Origin of the sequence: Actinobaculum suis, from assembly GCF_900618115.1 — a bacterium.
Taxonomy (GTDB): Bacteria; Actinomycetota; Actinomycetes; order Actinomycetales; family Actinomycetaceae; genus Actinobaculum; species Actinobaculum suis.
In genome coordinates this window covers 246,698-263,004 of sequence record NZ_UYIO01000001.1, presented here as the reverse complement: position 1 = coordinate 263,004, position 16,307 = coordinate 246,698, and the positions used below count along the sequence as shown (strand labels likewise).

Annotated in this window: 14 protein-coding genes; 3 read left to right on the top strand and 11 right to left on the bottom strand. The window is 59.2% G+C overall.

What is annotated here, in order from left to right; all coding sequences use genetic code 11:
* Positions 1–145: 145 nt before the first annotated feature.
* The 6 genes from H8274_RS01060 to H8274_RS01035 form a co-directional block, all read right to left on the bottom strand.
* Positions 146–2,746 carry an ATP-dependent Clp protease ATP-binding subunit gene (locus tag H8274_RS01060; protein ID WP_185933603.1) on the bottom strand — a complete coding sequence of 867 codons (2,601 nt, stop codon included), beginning with the start codon at positions 2,744–2,746 and terminating at the stop codon, positions 146–148.
* A 112-nt stretch (positions 2,747–2,858) separates the two neighbouring features.
* Positions 2,859–3,320, bottom strand: a complete 462-nt coding sequence (dtd, locus tag H8274_RS01055; protein WP_049620290.1) for a D-aminoacyl-tRNA deacylase — start codon at positions 3,318–3,320, stop codon at positions 2,859–2,861.
* Complete coding sequence (locus H8274_RS01050) at positions 3,321–3,674, bottom strand: DUF2516 family protein (protein WP_185933602.1); 354 nt, start codon at positions 3,672–3,674, stop codon at positions 3,321–3,323.
* Positions 3,675–3,706: 32 nt separating this feature from the next.
* Entirely contained in the window at positions 3,707–5,500 is a 1,794-nt protein-coding gene (locus tag H8274_RS01045; protein WP_185933601.1) for a hypothetical protein, read from the bottom strand.
* Complete coding sequence (locus tag H8274_RS01040; protein ID WP_082160163.1) at positions 5,478–6,119, bottom strand: heme-binding beta-barrel domain-containing protein; 642 nt, start codon at positions 6,117–6,119, stop codon at positions 5,478–5,480. Before H8274_RS01040 ends, H8274_RS01045 begins: the two co-directional genes overlap by 23 nt.
* A gap of 9 nt (positions 6,120–6,128) precedes the next feature.
* Positions 6,129–7,082 carry a hypothetical protein gene (locus tag H8274_RS01035; protein WP_185933600.1) on the bottom strand — a complete coding sequence of 318 codons (954 nt, stop codon included), beginning with the start codon at positions 7,080–7,082 and terminating at the stop codon, positions 6,129–6,131.
* Positions 7,083–8,178: 1,096 nt separating this feature from the next.
* Between H8274_RS01035 and H8274_RS01030 the strand changes: the two genes are divergently transcribed.
* From H8274_RS01030 to H8274_RS01020, 3 genes are all read left to right on the top strand, one after another.
* Positions 8,179–8,373: a hypothetical protein gene (locus H8274_RS01030; RefSeq protein ID WP_185933599.1), complete on the top strand. Its 195-nt coding sequence runs from the start codon at positions 8,179–8,181 to the stop codon at positions 8,371–8,373.
* 105 nt (positions 8,374–8,478) lie between these two features.
* Positions 8,479–9,105, top strand: a complete 627-nt coding sequence (locus tag H8274_RS01025; RefSeq protein WP_049620286.1) for a DUF47 domain-containing protein — start codon at positions 8,479–8,481, stop codon at positions 9,103–9,105.
* Positions 9,106–9,107: 2 nt separating this feature from the next.
* On the top strand, positions 9,108–10,124 hold the full coding sequence (locus H8274_RS01020) for an inorganic phosphate transporter (RefSeq protein WP_185933598.1): 1,017 nt from the start codon (positions 9,108–9,110) through the stop codon (positions 10,122–10,124).
* Between the two features lie 457 nt (positions 10,125–10,581).
* Here the strand turns inward: H8274_RS01020 and pstB are convergent, their stop codons facing one another.
* The 5 genes from pstB to H8274_RS00995 all read right to left on the bottom strand — a co-directional run bounded on the left by pstB (position 10,582) and on the right by H8274_RS00995 (position 16,192).
* Complete coding sequence (gene pstB / locus H8274_RS01015; RefSeq protein WP_049620284.1) at positions 10,582–11,361, bottom strand: phosphate ABC transporter ATP-binding protein PstB; 780 nt, start codon at positions 11,359–11,361, stop codon at positions 10,582–10,584.
* Positions 11,362–11,470: 109 nt separating this feature from the next.
* Complete coding sequence (pstA, locus tag H8274_RS01010; RefSeq protein ID WP_185933597.1) at positions 11,471–12,643, bottom strand: phosphate ABC transporter permease PstA; 1,173 nt, start codon at positions 12,641–12,643, stop codon at positions 11,471–11,473.
* Between the two features lie 10 nt (positions 12,644–12,653).
* Complete coding sequence (gene pstC, locus H8274_RS01005; RefSeq protein WP_082160161.1) at positions 12,654–13,766, bottom strand: phosphate ABC transporter permease subunit PstC; 1,113 nt, start codon at positions 13,764–13,766, stop codon at positions 12,654–12,656.
* 44 nt (positions 13,767–13,810) lie between these two features.
* Positions 13,811–14,944 carry a phosphate ABC transporter substrate-binding protein PstS gene (pstS, locus tag H8274_RS01000; RefSeq protein ID WP_049620283.1) on the bottom strand — a complete coding sequence of 378 codons (1,134 nt, stop codon included), beginning with the start codon at positions 14,942–14,944 and terminating at the stop codon, positions 13,811–13,813.
* A gap of 165 nt (positions 14,945–15,109) precedes the next feature.
* Complete coding sequence (locus tag H8274_RS00995; RefSeq protein WP_185933596.1) at positions 15,110–16,192, bottom strand: SixA phosphatase family protein; 1,083 nt, start codon at positions 16,190–16,192, stop codon at positions 15,110–15,112.
* Positions 16,193–16,307: the final 115 nt, after the last annotated feature.

The window sequence follows — 16,307 nt, the reverse complement described above, 5'->3', positions numbered from 1 at the left end:
TGGCCCTGCGTCTAGCCATTAGCCCTGCGCCTAGCCTACGGCCGCGAGTTTCAGTTCGCGGCTCGTAGGCGATGCGCGTTCTAGTTCACGGCTCGGGCCTCCCGGCCAACCGGTTAGGCCGGTAGCCGGGGCCCTCGCCTGAGTTTTAGTTCGCGGCTTGCAGGCCGCCGGAGGCGGGCCCGGAGGGCCGGCCGGCCGGCGGAATCAGATGGCTCGTATTTTGGGCCGGTGCCAAGGATTCCATTTCTTCCGGTTCACCGAAAGTTTGTGCGCCTTCCGGCAGCGGAGCATCCGGATCCTGGCCGGTGAAGGTGAAGCTCATCGGAATGTCTTCCTTGTTCACACCCACCACGATCACCTGGTTGTCCTTGAACTCGCCGTAGAGGAGCTTTTCGGAGAGCACGTCTTCAATATCGCGCTGAATGGCCCGCCGCAAGGGGCGTGCGCCCAGCACCGGATCGTAGCCGCGGTCTGCCAAAAGTTCCTTCGCGTCCTGGGTGAGCGCCAGCGAAAGGCTTTGTTCGCGCAAACGCCCATCTAGCTTCGCGATCATCAGATCCACGATCTGCAAGATCTCTTCCCGGTTGAGCTGCGGGAACACGATCACATCATCCACGCGGTTGAGGAACTCGGGGCGGAAGTGTTCCTTCAGCTCTTCCGCCACCTTGGTCTTCATCCGCTCATAGGAACTGGTGACGTCTTGATCGAACTGGAAGCCCGTCTGCACGCCCTTGGCAATATCCTTCGTTCCCAAGTTCGTGGTCATAATGATGATCGTATTCTTGAAATCGACCACGCGGCCCTGCGAATCCGTCAAGCGGCCTTCTTCCAAAATCTGGAGCAAAGAGTTGAACAGATCCGGGTGGGCCTTTTCGATTTCGTCGAACAGCACCACGGAGAAGGGCTTGCGGCGCACCGCTTCCGTCAGCTGGCCACCTTCCTCATAACCCACATATCCCGGAGGGGCACCAAACAGCCGCGAGACCGTGTGCTTCTCCGAATATTCAGACATGTCCAAAGTGATGAGTGCCGATTCGTCCCCGAAGAGGAATTCGGCAAGCGCCTTGGCCAGTTCCGTCTTCCCCACGCCGGTAGGGCCGGCAAAGATGAAGGAACCACCCGGCCGGTTCGGATCCTTCAAGCCCGCCCGCTGGCGCCGAATTGCCTGCGAAATAGCAGTTACGGCCTCGTTTTGGCCAATAACACGCTTGTGCAATTCGTCTTCCATGCGCAGCAGCTTCTCCGATTCGGCTTCGGAAAGCTTGAACACCGGAATCCCGGTAGACATAGAGAGCACCTCGGTGATGAGATCCTCATCCACCACGGACACCACGTCCATATCTCCGCTCTTCCACGCGTTTTCTTGCTCTTCGCGCTGGGCGGTAAGGCTCTGTTCTTGATCGCGCAGGCTCGCCGCCCGTTCGAAATCTTGGCCGTCAATCGCGGCTTCCTTTTCGCGGCGCGTGCCGGCAATCTTTTCGTCCAGTTCACGCAGTTCTGGCGGTGCCGTCATCTTCCGGATCGCCAAGCGGGCCCCGGCCTCATCGATCAGGTCAATCGCCTTATCGGGCAGGAAGCGGTCGTTAATATAGCGATCCGATAGGGATGCGGCGGCTTCCAAAGCGTCGTCGGTAATAGTTATCCGGTGGAAGGATTCGTAACGGTCGCGCAAACCCTTGAGGATTTCCACGGTCTGTTCCACCGTGGGCTGTTCCACCTGAATCGGCTGGAAACGCCGTTCCAGAGCGGCATCCTTTTCAATGTACTTACGGTATTCGTCCAGGGTGGTAGCACCAATCACCTGGATTTCTCCGCGCGCCAGCATCGGTTTGAGTAACGACGCCGCATCTAGGGCACCTTCCGCCGCACCGGCACCTACCAGGGTGTGGATTTCGTCGATGAAAAGAATGATGTCCCCGCGAGTGTTGATCTCCTTGAGGATTTTCTTCATTCTTTCTTCGAAATCACCCCGGTAGCGCGAACCGGCTACCAAAGAACCCATATCGAGAGAATAAAGTTGCTTTTCCTTCAGCGTTTCCGGCACATTATCGGCGGCGATGAGTTGTGCCAAACCTTCTACCACGGCGGTTTTACCAACGCCGGGTTCCCCGATTAGCACCGGATTGTTTTTGGTCCGGCGGGAAAGCACTTGCATAACCCGCTCGGTTTCCGTGTGCCGGCCAATTACCGGATCTAGCTTGTGATCGCGTGCCGCTTGCGTGAGATTGCGGCCGTACTGGTCAAGAATCGTGGATCCAGCTCGGTGGCCTTCGCGGCGCCCGCCGCCCACGCCTACCGCTTCCTTCCCTTGGAAACCGGAAATCAGCTGGTTGACCTGGTTGCGCACGGTAGGCATATCGGCGCCCATCTTCTGCAATACCTGGGCGGCTACCCCATCTGGTTCGCGGGTAAGGCCGAGCAAAAGGTGTTCGGTACCGATGTAGGAGTGGCCTAGCTGCAGGCCCTCACGCATCGCGTACTCGATGACCTTTTTGGCGCGCGGAGTAAAGGGAATATGCCCGGAGGGTTGCTCCTGGCCTTCCCCGATAATCTCCACTACCTCCGAACGCACACCTTCTAGCGTGACCCCCAGAGCCTCGAGCGCCTTCGCCGCTACACCTTCACCTTCGCGGATCAGGCCCAGCAGGATGTGTTCGGTCCCCAGGTAGTTGTGCTTGAGGTTACGCGCCTCTTCCTGCGCGAGCACGATGACCCGCCGGGCGCGGTCCGTGAACCTTTCGAACATAACACTCCCTTGGTTTGAAACTATCTAAGAGGGTAACGACCTGCGCGGAACTTCCCCTCCCCTGTTCGCCAGCGGCGTTTTATTCATTATCATATCGCCGAGCTTGCGCGGTTTACGCGGCAGGAATCTCCACCAAGATAGTGAGCGGTCCGTCATTTACGAGTTCCACATCCATTTCCGCTCCGAAAGTGCCAGTGGCTACCTGCAGACCGTAGGTTTCGCGTAATTCTCGCACCACTTCTTCATATAGCGGTTCGGCAATATCACCGCGCGCGGCCCGCGACCACGAAGGTTTGCGGCCTTTACGCACATCCGCGTACAGCGTGAACTGGGAGACGACGAGCACCGGCGCTTCTGCTTCCTGGGCCGAAAGTCGGTGTTTTTCATCATCTGTGCCATCTGCGGCTCGCAACAGCTTGAGCTGCGCAATTTTTCTTGCCACCGTGGCGGCGCGGGCGGCGTCGTCGTCTTGGGTAACCCCAACCAGGACGCACAATCCGGGCCCGATCTCCCCCACGACCTCGTTATCTACCGTTACCGAAGCACGTTTGACGCGCTGGATCACCGCACGCATTTACCATCCTCCTCGCCAAGAATCGCGCCGGCCCCAATCTTCGCCGGCGCGGCCGATACCCATTCTTTGCCTTTCCGGCCCCAAATAATAAAGGGCCGCGTACAGGGAAACGCAGGTGAATAGCCCGCCCATCGGTAACCGCCATCCCACCAAATACTGGATGACCACTACCAGGAGCGCGAGCACTAAAACCGGCGTCCAAAATTCTTTGGTTTTGCGGGCAAAGGTGAATTTGTGGGAGCTTTGCCGCAAGCACGAAAGGAGTGCCCAGACCACGAAAGCGGTGAGTAAAACGCCCACCGTCAAACCGTAGATGTGGTGGATCATGATTATGGTCGCTACCGTGCCTGTCACGTGACTCCCTTTACCGTTTACCGTCGCCGGGTTTACTTGCGCGAGCTCGAATCTTCCGCGCCCGTTTTCCTGCCCTGCCAGCTTAGCAACCAGGGCAGAGGGCGTGCCCAGACCACCGGTTCCGCCCAGGCCGAAAACTGTGCCTGCCCCGCCAGTGCGGCTAATTCCGCGGTTTGTGTTTCTTCGCCGCCCGGCACCAATTCCGCGGTTTGTGTCATTTCAGCAGGCGGTACTAATTCCGCGGTTTTGGTGACGGAAGTGGTTTCCTCCAATTCCGCGGTTTCGGTGGCACTGGTTTCGATGGCACTGGCTTCGATGGCGTTGGTTTCGGTAGCGCGAGGCGCAACCAGCACCGGCGTCGTGCGCGTGGCGGCAAGCGAGGCGCGGTCCAGCAAAGCAAGGGCGAGCGGCCCCTCCTCATAATCGCGCGCCGCCAACACTACTTCCCCGCACGCCCGCACTGCTGTGCGAGGCGCGGTACCTGTTTCCGGGCCGGGTTCCGGGTGAGGTTCCGGGTGAGGCCCCGGGCAAGATTCTGGGCCGGGTTCCGCGCGAGATGCGGGGCCAGTTTCCGGATTATTTTTCGGAGCAGTTTCCGGGTAGGTTTCCGGCGAAGTTTCGAGGTGGGTTTCCGGCGAACTTTCGGGGCCGACGCCGGATGCTTCGGAAATGAGCAAAACATCTCCGGGAGTGGGCAGATCGGCCAGGTCGGGGCCTTCCAGATAGAGCAAGGCGGGAACGCGCACCGATGCTGGTGGCGTGGGCGAAGCTGAAGCGGTAAACGCGGCTGCAGCAGCAAGCGAAGCTGTAGGCGGATCTTCTCGCGAAGCTGCCGGAGAAGCAGCGGGCGAATCAGTTGGCGAAGCAGCGGGCGGATTGAGCGGCGCGTAACCCACTTCGGCGGGCCGGGCGCCTACTGCCGCGGCGGCATAGCTAGCGGGCCGGAAAGTGGCGGCAAGTTGCGATTCCCAGGCAGTAAGCCCGGCTGCTTCCACCCCGGCCGCAGCTAATTTAGCGAAAATCTGGCTTAGCTGCGGCTCTCTACCGGGAACCAGCGCATACACGGCTTGCCAAGCTTCATTCGGTTCACTGCCAATGCGTTCTGCATATTCGGCACCTTCCCACGGGTCGCGCCAGAGCAAAGGTTCGCCCTGCGAGCTCCGGGCCGCCACCTGCATGAGCGCTTCGCAGGCCGGGCCTGTGCTAGACGCGCCAAGCAAACGCAGGCGCGAAAAACTTGCGCTGCCCGTACCTTCCGCGGTAGCCGAGCCGTCCACGGTGGCTAATGTTTCCTTCCCGGGCGCTGGCAATTCCACGCTGGCTTTCCGCTGTTTGGCATCCGGTTTTTGCGCGGCTGGTAAAGCCGGCTCAACATCCGGCAGGTGTTCAGCTGCTCGAACTTTCTTGCTGCCCTGGCCCAGCCGGCGCATTTGTGCTGTTTCAATACGAAAAACTTGACCGCCAGCCACCGCGAGCGCATACCCGCCAACAATCTGCCCCGCACTGTTGAGCTTGAGTACGTCTCGCCAAAAATGATCGGGCGCCGAAAACGCCGGCGCTTCCGCTGGCACTGCAGAGAGCGGCGTATCCGCGAGCGCTTGCACGGGTACGTGGCCTAAGTCAGTAAAGGCGCGGCCGGCAAGAAGCATGCGCTGTTCGCGGTAGGGATTGCCAAAATGCGAGGGCACGCCAAACGCGGCGCCCTTCCCGCGCGGGTCTGCGGTAGCTTCCACGGCGCCCGCGCGTGCCAGCAAAGGGCTTGGCACTGCTGCCGCGTGCGGGCCTGCTCCCGTATCTGCCCGGTTATTTTTCGGTCCCGTTACCATCTTCGGTTTCTACCGCTTCCCCAGTTTTTGCCGTAAACCCGGGGATATCGCCCACTCTTTGCAAGCGGGCAGACATATAGTCGCGTAATTCCTGGCCGAAAGCGGCCATTTCATAGGCGAAGAAAAGTTCGGACTCTACATATCCACCGGTGATCCGCCCCGCTTCGTAGCGCTGCGCCGTCGGCGTGGCAGCAATAGCATCGGCCACGAATTGGAACCGCGGCCCTTGGATCGCGCCCGCCAAAGTCATCGCGTGCCCGGTCGGTTGCGCAACCGTCCCTTCCAAAATGTATTGGCCGTTCTTCCCCTCTGCATGTTCGGGCGAAACCCGCAGGTAACCGACGAGCGAAGACCACAGCTGCCCTTTCGTGAGCATCCGGTATTGCACGCCGCCAGGCCGTTCCTGGTCAATAGCCGCAACCGGTTCCTGCGCCAACCAAATATCGGAAACTACCCGCAAATATGGGCCGCCATTATCGTTATCGATCCGCAGTTCGTGCAGGAACGCCGCCGCTTCCACGCCCTCATAGGCGAGGATGCCTGCGCCGCGCCAGTCGTCAACCAGCCAGGCCATCGGGTACGTTTCCGGAGCAAGATTTGTGGGGATTGTGAACACCATGGTTCTAGACTAAGCGATAATTGCCGCTATGCCGAAAGCGAGCCATCCACACACGCTGACCACGGCTAATTCCACTCCAGCTTGGGTGAGCCAACCAATGGGTGCGCGGCCGGTAGCGTTGTTTTCGGAAGCTTCGTTTTCACGCGCACGCACGGTCTCACGCGCACGCACAGTTTTTGTGGTTTCCGAGTTTTCCACAGCGGGGGCGCCGACGCCGTCTTCCCCGGCCGTTTTTTCTTCGGCCGTGGTTTGCGGCGAGGCGAGGCTGAGCTTTTCGGCTAGCACCCCGGAGTAGTAATCGGAGAGCGGGTAGAGCAGGGCCGGGACGATGGCGAGCCAGACCGGGCCGGCGGTGAGCGTGGCCCACGCGGTGGCGCCGGTGATGGTGCTATAGGCCCAGCCGGCACCGAGCCCGCCCGCAAAGGCTACGAGCAGATATGGCCACCAGGAAGCGATGCGCCCCAAAATGATGCGGACGACCGCCATGCACAGCAGGGATTCCGCCATAATCGTGCCGGCCATTTCCCCGCCTACCAGGTGCAGGCTTGCCGGCCATAAGCCAGCGCTAATAGCCACCGCAATCGCCAGGTAACTCACCGCGAGTTGGGAAACCAAAGTACCGGCCGGTACCGGGCGTGCCATCTGGGCGAGGAACACAATAACCACACCTATTCCGGCCAGTACTGGCATGGCCGAAATTTTGCCCAAGGCACCGGCAATAGTGGCTATGGCGAGCATCGCCCAGGCCAGGCCGCGCGCTAGATGCGGATTGGGGATTTTCGCGCGAGCCGTGATTGCGTAAACGGCGAGCGCCCCGGATAGGAAGGCGAGGCCGGCCGTTACCCAGGCCGCTGTTCCCGTGGGTGGGAAACTGATCGGAAAACCGGAAGTCAAAATAAATACCGCGGTGAAAGCAACACAGACCAGGAGTGCCACGAAATCGGCTAGCAGCGTGACTCGCACCGGAATCGACTTGCTGACCTGCGGAGTTTCCGACGAGCGCGACTCAGAAGAGCGCGGTTCCGACGGGCGCGACTCGGGCAAAGGCGGTTCAGACGAACGTGGTTCGGGCAAATGCGAATCAGCCGGGCGCAACTCAGATCGATACGATCGCTCTTCTGACCAGATCGATCGCCCCTCTGCGCGGTACGGCCGCGTTGCAGGCAGGTCCTGCTCCTGCGGCTCGGCGTGGTGGCTGTGCGGAGTTTCTGCCCGTAGGCCAGATGCCCGCCGGCCCGATGCCCGCCGGCCCGAAGCGCGCCTACCGGCCGCACGTCTACCGGCGGCTCTTCTACCCGAAGCCCTTCTGCCGGAAGCGTGGCTGCCGCTGGCGCCGGTGGGATGGTTTTCCTGCTCCTGCCTGTCCATACCGCCATTCTGTCAAATATCGCTCTCCCCTAGCAGGACTTTCAAATAGCCTCGCGGAGGAGAAATAGCATCCGCAAAAATATTTCGCTGCCATGCCACTGGAAGCCAGGTTGCGTACGGCGTCGTACCCCACAGACCGTAAACCGTAAGCTCGCCACGGGCCTCCTAACCGCAACTCGGAGACTTAAATGCCGTGCGCTCTAACACCGACGTTCTAAAGCTCGCGCTCCAAAACCTTAATAACACCGACTTTTCCCCATAAAATCAACGAAACCCCCACCATAAACAACGATTATTGTCCATTAGCCCAAACCCGACGTTCCAAAGCCGGCGCCCCAAGGCCGGTGCTCCAAACCCGGAACTCCAAAGCCGACGTTCCAAAGCCGGCGCCCCAAGGCCGGTGCTCCAAACCCGGAACTCCAAAGCCGACGTTCCAAAGCAGATGCTCCAAACCCGCGTAATACTTAGGCTTCCCCAGCTCAAGGCCGGCGCGCGCAGTATTTTTACTCTGCCGTAGTTCCTGTTAGAGTATTGGTACGGCATCGGACCACGAAAGCCCCGGGCTCCAACTACAGCCGCTTCGAGCGGCATTCGCGCCGTCAGGCGCTCTCTGGTCCGATGCCTTTACTTTCCTTTTTTGCCGCGCATTTACTTTCCTTTTTTGGCCATGCAATTTTTGCCTTGCCCTTGTGTGTCCCGGCCACGCACCCTGGCCCTGCGCCCCAACCACACGCGCCCGGCCAAACCTTCCCTCACACTTGCCCACATTTTTATGTTACGGCACTCACTTTTTGCCTATTTGTGGTTGGAGCTTGCCCAGTATCTTCCGCGTCCTACCACGTCTTTGGCCGCTACCGTTGCGCCCACCCCGCGGCTTAGCGAGTAAAACACCACACCGAGCATCGAAAGTCACCTTCATTTTCGTTTTACTCATCTAAGCTGTTTTCGGAAAGTTCGCCGACTGTTCTTCACGTCGAAACGGAGCGTTAACTTGAAGTTTTTTAGTAGGTTCTCAAAGTCTCACCAGGTGTTGACGCTAATTAAAGATCAGGCGCAGCACTTGGAAAGTGCGGCGAACGAGCTTCAGCAGATCGTTAGCCTCGATGTTTCACAACAGGCCGAGCGCGCCCAAGCGCTCCACAAAATAGAAAACCAGGCCGATGATGCCTCGCATACGCTGCTGACTTTCGTCAATAAGTCTTTTGTTCTCCCCTTCGATCGCACTGATCTTTACGATTTAAGTTCCACGATCGATGATTGTGTAGACCTAATCGATGAAGCCGGTTCCGGGATTGTTATGCTTTCGCCTTCCCATTTGCCCGATGAATGTTTGGAAGTGGTGGGGTTGCTACAGCAGTGCGCTTCAGAATCGGCGCGGATCCTTTCGCATTTCTCGCCCACTTCGCCCGAAACGCGCGACTATTGGATCCACATGAATCAGCTCGAAAATCAGGGCGACCGGCTCTACGGCAACACTATCGTCAAGCTTTTCAACGGCAGCACTGACGCTTTGGAAGTGATGCGGCTCCACATGATCGCCACCGCTTTGGAAAACGCTTTGGATTCCTTCGAAAACTTGGCGAATGTGGTTGAGCAGATCGCGCTCAAGGAGTCATAAGCGTGTCCGAATTACTGTTCCTCGTATTCGTGGTGATTGCCTTTAGCGTCATTTTTGATTTCACTAACGGTTTCCACGACGCCGCGAATGCGATCGCTACTTCTGTTGCCACGCGTGCTCTCACCCCGCCGGTGGCCTTGGCCATGGCGGCCTGTATGAATTTTGTGGGGGCCCTACTCGGCACGAAAGTTGCGGAAACCATCGGGTCCGGGATCGTGAATATTACCGACGCCCCGGCCCTCGACGGTTTGGTACTGGTGCTCGGAGCGCTGATAGGCGCCGTCGTCTGGAACCTGATTACCTGGTGGTTCGGCCTACCTTCCTCAAGTTCGCACGCCCTTATTGGCGGGCTGGCGGGCGCCGGGCTGGTCACCGCGGTTACCGTCCACTGGGCCGCGATTGTGGATAAAGTCGTGCTCCCCATGGTGATTTCGCCGATCGTTGGTTTCACCCTCGCCTACGTGGCAATGAAACTGCTCCTCGCTTTGCTTGACTGGCGTGCCGCTTCTTATCGGCGCACGATGGATGGTTTCCGGTATGCGCAAACAATTTCCGCTGCCGCGGTAGCTTTGGGGCACGGTTTGCAGGACGCCCAGAAAACTATGGGTGTGATGGTGTTGGCGCTGGTCGCGGGTGGTTTTCACGACGACGTCGCGGTGATCCCCCTGTGGGTGAAACTTTTGGCTGCCGGCGCGATTTCGGCTGGCACCGCCACCGGAGGTTTCCGGATTATGCGCACGCTCGGCTCGAAACTGATTGACCTAGATCCGCCGCACGGTTTCGTGGCGGAAACGGTGGCTGCCGGGGTGCTCTATACGACGGCGTTTTTGTGGGCCGCACCAATTTCGACGACGCAAACCATTACCTGCGCGATTATGGGCGTGGGTGCCACCAAATCCAAGGCGGCGGTGCGTTGGGGTACGGCCGGCAATATTGCCCTGGCCTGGATATTCACCTTGCCCTGCGCCGCGGCTTTCGGCGCTTTGGCTACCTTCTTGCTACGCCTCGTACTTATTTAAGCACGACTGCGCGGCTGCACGACTGCACAGGTGCGCGGCTGCACGACTGCGCTATCCAGGCTACTGCGCTAACCGGCGAGCCTGCTGCTGTGTTCGCGCACGCTGGCGGCGGCCGCGCTTTCGGTTGGCCGCCGGCTGTCCACCGCCGGCGTCGTAAAACCGGCTTTTATGACCAAGAGACCCGTGAAAACTGTGGGGGACACGAACCACAGTTTTCACGGGTCTCGCTGGAGCGGGTGGGCAAGCCCGCTTCCACGCGGCAAACGGAACCGCGCTGGTTGAGTAAAGCAACGGTGCTTGTATCCCAACCAAACCAAACCGGCGCCGCACAACCAGTACTAACCAACCGGTGCCGGTAATAAACCGCACCGGTGGCCACTGGTGGGCGCCTGTCCGCGAGCTGGAGCGGCCAGGCCGGCCTCCGCCCGCTGCCTATCCGAAGCGGCCGGAGACTTGCTTACCCGAAGCGGCCGGAGACGTAATCTTCGGTTTCGGAATTTGCGGGGTTGGAGAAGATTTTCTCCGTCGAGTCAAATTCCACGAGGTGCCCGGGCTTGCCGGTGCCTTCAATATTGAAGAAACCGGTCATTTCGGAAACGCGGGCGGCCTGCTGCATATTGTGCGTGACGATCACGATCGTGAAGTCGTCTTTCAGGTCCGTCATCAGGTCTTCGATTGCCAGGGTGGAGATCGGGTCCAGGGCGGAGCACGGTTCGTCCATGAGGAGCACTTGCGGTTTTACCGCGATTGCCCGGGCAATGCATAGACGCTGCTGCTGGCCACCGGAAAGGGAAGCGCCCGGCCGGTCCAGCCGGTCTTTTACTTCCTCCCACAAGTTGGCGCCACGCAGGGAAGTTTCAACGATTTCTTCGGCGTCGGCCTTGTTCACCTTCTGGTTATTGAGCCGGTAGCCCGCCAAAACGTTATCGCGAATCGACATGGTGGGGAACGGGTTGGGCCGCTGGAACACCATGCCCACGTGCCCGCGCACGGTTACCGGATCCACACCCGGGGCATAAATATCTTGCCCGTCGATTTCTACTGATCCGGTTACGTAGGCCCCCGGCTGTACTTCGTGCATCCGGTTGAGGGAACGCAAGAAAGTGGATTTTCCACACCCGGAAGGGCCAATCAGGGCGGTAATCGAGTTCGGGCGGATATGTACGTTCACGCCCTCTACGGCTAGGAACTTGCCGTAGTAGATGTTTTCGTCGCGTACGACGATTCCTTCAGTCACTTCTCTGTCCTTTCAGAGCTGCGGCTACGTGCCGGCTAACTAGAGAGTCTTAGCTCCGGCTACGCACCACCGAGCTAAAAAGTTTTGGCTGCGGCTACGTGCCGGCAAGCTAGCGGGTCTTCGGCGCGAATACCTTGGCGATAAAGCGCGCAATGAGGTTGAGGATCAAGACGATGATTACCAGCACGAAGGCGCCACCCCAGGCGTAATCCATCATGCCGCGTTGGAACATCGAATAGACGAATACGGGCAAGGTCATTACCGGGCCGTTGATGAGCGAATAGTTGAACCCATCGGGCGAGGAAGCGGTAATCATAAGCGGCGCGGATTCACCGATCACGCGGGCCAGGGCGATCACGCACCCCGAAACAATGCCCGGCAAAGCGGTACGCAAAACCACTTTGATAATGGTCCGAGATTTCGTGACACCCAAAGCATAGGAAGCTTCCCGCAGTTCATCGGGCACAATCCGCAACATTTCCTCGGTATTTCGTACCACGATCGGCGTCATTAGAACCACGAGCGCAATCGCACCCATCAGACCGTTGCGGTGGCCCGTCCAGGGCGCCACCATGCCCACGAAAGCGGCGGCGAACAAGCCGGCCACGATCGAAGGAATACCGGTCATGATGTCTACCAGGAAGGTAACGATCTTTCCGAACCAGCCACCCCGGTAGTATTCCACCAGGTAAATAGCGGTCATAATGCCGAGCGGGATTGCAATAATCGCCGTGGTACCGGTAATCGTCAAAGTACCTACGATGGCGTGGCCGAGCCCGGGCCGCGAACCAGCTTCAGACATTCCCACCATCGAATTGTTGAGGAAGGAATAGTTGAGTACCGGGACCGCATTTTGTACTACCGCCCACAGCAGCGAGATCAGCGGTACCACCGCGATCACGAAAGCGGAAGTAATAATAATTCCGGCCATGCGGTCTTTGCCTGCCCGCCGGCCTTCCACGCTGTGGGAAACAAACCGCATCACCACGAGGAAGATCAGGTAGCCCACTACTAGGGCCCCGACCGCCGATTCAGCTTTGAAGCCGAAACGGAACAGGCCGTAGGTGAGCAACCAGCACACGATGAGCGCGCCGAAGGTGAAACCCTTGGGAAGTTTCTTGTTGCCTCCCGCGGTGAGATCCACCTGCACGCGTTCTTTTACCGCAGTTTCGGCGCCGGTGCCGCCATTGCCGTTGCCGGTGCCATTGCCATTGCCATTGCCGGTGCCATTGCCGCTGCCGTTGCCCGGTGCGGAGATTTTTTCGTTAATGTTTGTTGCCATGCCTGCCTCCTTATTTCACGGCGCTGGCGGCAACGATGCGCCGCGCGGCCCAGTTGACCACGAAGGTCAAAATAAACAGGATGAAACCGATACCCACTAGTACCTGGCTGGGCAGGCCGGGGCCGGCTTCCGGGAAGTTCAAGGCAATCTGGGAAGCGATCGTGGAATGTTGCCCGGGTGCCATGAGGTTGAAGTTCACGTTGAGCCCCGGGGAGAGCACCATGAGCAAAGCCATGGTTTCTCCTAGTGCGCGGCCCAAACCGAGCATCGATGCGGAAGTAATTCCGGAACGACCCATGGGCAGTACCGTCATCTTGATCATTTCCCAGCGGGTAGCGCCGAGGCCCAAAGCAGCTTCTTCGAGCAGCGTGGGCGTTTGCAAGAAAACTTCCCGGCACAGCGAGGTGATAATCGGGATCACCATGATTGCGAGTACCAGCCCGCCCATGAGTACGTTACGGGCCGGAGGTACGAAGTGTACGAGGTCGGGTTGCAAGGGCCACCAGTCAAACTGGGCGAGCCCGTTTTCTTCTCCCATAAGCGGCACATAGTCCACCCACCATTGCAGGATTGGCCCAAGTGCGCCGTCGATCCACTTGAAAATTGGCCGCAAGGCTGGCTCTAGCGTTTGCATACCCCACAGCCCGAAAACTACGGAAGGGATCGCCGCCAACAGGTCGATCACGTATCCGAGCCCGGCCGCAAAACGCCGGGAAGCATAGTGGGAAATGAACAGCGCGATCCCGATGGAAAGTGGCACCGCGATCGCCAGGGCGATAACGGATGCGAGGATCGTTCCGAACAGGGAGGCGCCGGCATACTGCCAGAAATTCAGGCCCTTCGTGAAGGAAGCGGCGTCTGTAATTTCTTCGGCAGAGGCCAGGTAAGCCGGGTAAGACTGGGCGAGGAGGAATACGAAAACGGCACCCAGGATCAAAATAATCAGGACGCCGGCTCCGTAAGCCAGTCCTTTGAAGGAAGCATCAGCGCGGCCACGCGCGCGCCGAGAGCCAAAAGTAAGCGCGGAGGTTTTCGGCGTTTCCACTGCTGTATTTTCGGCCTGCGGGGAGGCTACAGGCGATGCCGCCGGAACCTCCCCGGTAGTTTTATCAACTTTTGCCATCAACTTGCGCTACTCGCTCGTTGTTTCGCCTAGTTTCGCACGTGTTACTTGATCTTGGCGATTGCGGCTTCGGCTTCCTTACGCAGTGCGTCCGAAATCGGAGCGTTACCACCCTTCGCGGAGGCGGCACGTTCCTGCCCTTCCGCAGAAACCACGTAAGTGAAGAATTCCTTCACCAAGGAGCCCACCGATGCGTCCTTGTAATCCTGGCATGCCACCAGGTAGGAAATCATAACGGCCGGGTAGGCATCTTCGATGGAACCGTCACGCTTGAGGTCCACGGTCAGGCGCGTATCGGTAGCGTCTTCAGTTGCCGGGGAACCGTCCACAATCGCGGCGGCAGCTTCCGGAGTGGGGCCTACGAAATCAGAGCCGACCTGCAGCTTGGCAGCCTTGAGATCACCGATCTGCGAATAGTCGGCGTACGTGATGGCACCTTCGGTGGTCTTCACCAGGTTGACGACGCCGGACGTTTGCTGCGCGGACTGGGTACCGGTGATGGGCCAGGTGTCAGAAGGCTTGTCCGTCCACACATCGGGAGCGGCTTCCTGCAGGTAGCCCTGGAAGTTCTTGGAAGTACCGGAATCGTCGGAACGGTTGACGGGAATGATATCGAGATCGGGCAGGTTTACACCCTGGTTCGTTTCGGCAATAGCCGCGTCATTCCACTTCTTGATCTCGCCCTTGAAAATCTTGGCAACGGTTTCCCCAGTGAGGTTCAGGTTATCTACGCCGGGCAGATTGTAAGCCACGGCGATCGGGGAAATGTAAACCGGCAGTTCGATCAGCACATCGCTGGCGCACTGGCTACCCTGGCCCACCTTGGCGAGCTCTTCTTCATCAAAAATGGAATCGGTGCCGGCATAGGCCACCTTTCCGGTGAGGAACTGTTCGCGCCCGGTACCGGAACCCGTCGGTTCGTAGTTGACGGTAGCGCCGCTGTTCTTCTGCACGAAAGCATCCCGCCAGGCCTGCTGGGCATTTACCTGCGAGGAAGCACCCGAACCGTTAATGGTTCCGGAAATGCCCGAATCGGAGCTGCCAGCATTATTGGTAGCGGCCTCCGTGGTGGCCGATTCCGTGGTCTTATTTCCGCTATTTGCGTCCCCTCCGCAAGCGGTCAGGGTAAAAGCGAGGGCAGAGGCGGCAGCAAGTGCCGTAAACTTCTTAATCTTCACAGTTGTGTCCTTGTATGCCAGGGAGCGCCCGTTTCGCGCTCACTGCGTTCAGGCTAAAAAGCTCGGGTAACGGCTCCAGACATTTAAGGTAAACGGGAGGTTAACTAGCCTGTCTGGTCGATCACAGGTAGTTTTCAGTTTCCGCGGCGGGTTCCTGCGCCCGCGCTACCGTTTGAGCGCGGCAGCGGGCCGCAAGTCCGCGGCCGTGCGGTATTCCAGGGAGATCGGCCGGAATTTTTCTGCTGCTACCGCGGTGGAACCCATCATGTGTAAGGCCAGAATTTCTCCGGTTTTCAGGTAGGGATCTTTTTTGGGGATGCGCTTTTTGACGCTCCCCCGCGCATGCAGGCCAGCTTCTTCCAGTACGCCCGGCAGCGTGGGCCGGTGCAAAGAAACGGCGGCGGGGGATTGCGAAGAGACAAGGAAATCGTGAATGGTTTGCGCGGCCCGTTTGGGATCTTTGGCATAGGCAGCTTCGGTAAGTTCCGGCGCGGTTTCGATCTTCAACCCCGTCCACCGCGCATACGGATAGAGCGTATCCACACACCGTTTCCACGGGGAAGAAACCAACCAGGTAATCCCATAGTTTGACAGGTCATAGGCGATCTCTGCGGCTCTTTCCGCCCCTTGCGGGGTGAGCGGGCGCGTATCTTCCGGACCTTTCCACACGGATCGTTTCCGGGCCCGCGCGTGGCGCACAAAAAGCACGGCGCGCGTGTTCAACTCCCCGTGTTTTTGGATTTTGGCTACCTTGGCGGCCAATTTGGCGAGTGGTTTAGTGTGCGGGCCGGCACCGAGAATTTCTGCGGCTTCCGCCAGCCCCACCCAGCGATGCGGGCGAGCTTTGCTGTGTTTGCGGTAGCGTTTTTGGCCTTTGCGTAAAGCCAGGGCCGGATGGCCGGGTTGCAGTTCTTGTGCCAGCCAGAACGAGATCCGCATTCCCGGTTTTCCGCCCGGCCCCTTCAGGTAGGAGCTTTGCAGCGGCTGGGCGAGGGCGGCGTCGAAACCGGCAAATTCGGCGGCGGCACGCACCGCGGCGTCGCGAGCGCCTTCGCGTTTGCCGCGCACCGCTACCGGGAGCATCCACCCCCACGGTTTGCCCAGGTCAACGAGGAGTATTTCGACGTCGTCCGCCCGCACTTTCCCGGCGCTACCGGTATCGCGCGGTTTCATAGCGTCACTAGCGTCTGCCTTGTTCGGGCGCAGGCGCCATATAACGCACCCGCCGGCCCGCTTCTCTTTGCTCATCATTGCCTTTCGCTACGCTGCTTCGAAAACCTACTGTTCGCTACGTTTGCTTTCAAAAACCAACTAGCGGTTCCGGTAGCCGGCCTCTAGTTTTGCACCGCGCCGGCTACCGGCT

What these genes read in the sequence shown, in the direction of transcription:
- dtd (WP_049620290.1), bottom strand. Translation starts at nt 3,320, where the DNA reads ATGCGTGCGGTGATCCAGCGCGTCAAACGTGCTTCGGTAACGGTAGAT.
- H8274_RS01045 (WP_185933601.1), bottom strand. Translation starts at nt 5,500, where the DNA reads ATGGTAACGGGACCGAAAAATAACCGGGCAGATACGGGAGCAGGCCCG.
- H8274_RS01040 (WP_082160163.1), bottom strand. Translation starts at nt 6,119, where the DNA reads ATGGTGTTCACAATCCCCACAAATCTTGCTCCGGAAACGTACCCGATG.
- pstA (WP_185933597.1), bottom strand. Translation starts at nt 12,643, where the DNA reads ATGGCAACAAACATTAACGAAAAAATCTCCGCACCGGGCAACGGCAGC.
- H8274_RS01060 (WP_185933603.1), bottom strand. Translation starts at nt 2,746, where the DNA reads ATGTTCGAAAGGTTCACGGACCGCGCCCGGCGGGTCATCGTGCTCGCG.
- H8274_RS00995 (WP_185933596.1), bottom strand. Translation starts at nt 16,192, where the DNA reads ATGAGCAAAGAGAAGCGGGCCGGCGGGTGCGTTATATGGCGCCTGCGC.
- pstC (WP_082160161.1), bottom strand. Translation starts at nt 13,766, where the DNA reads ATGGCAAAAGTTGATAAAACTACCGGGGAGGTTCCGGCGGCATCGCCT.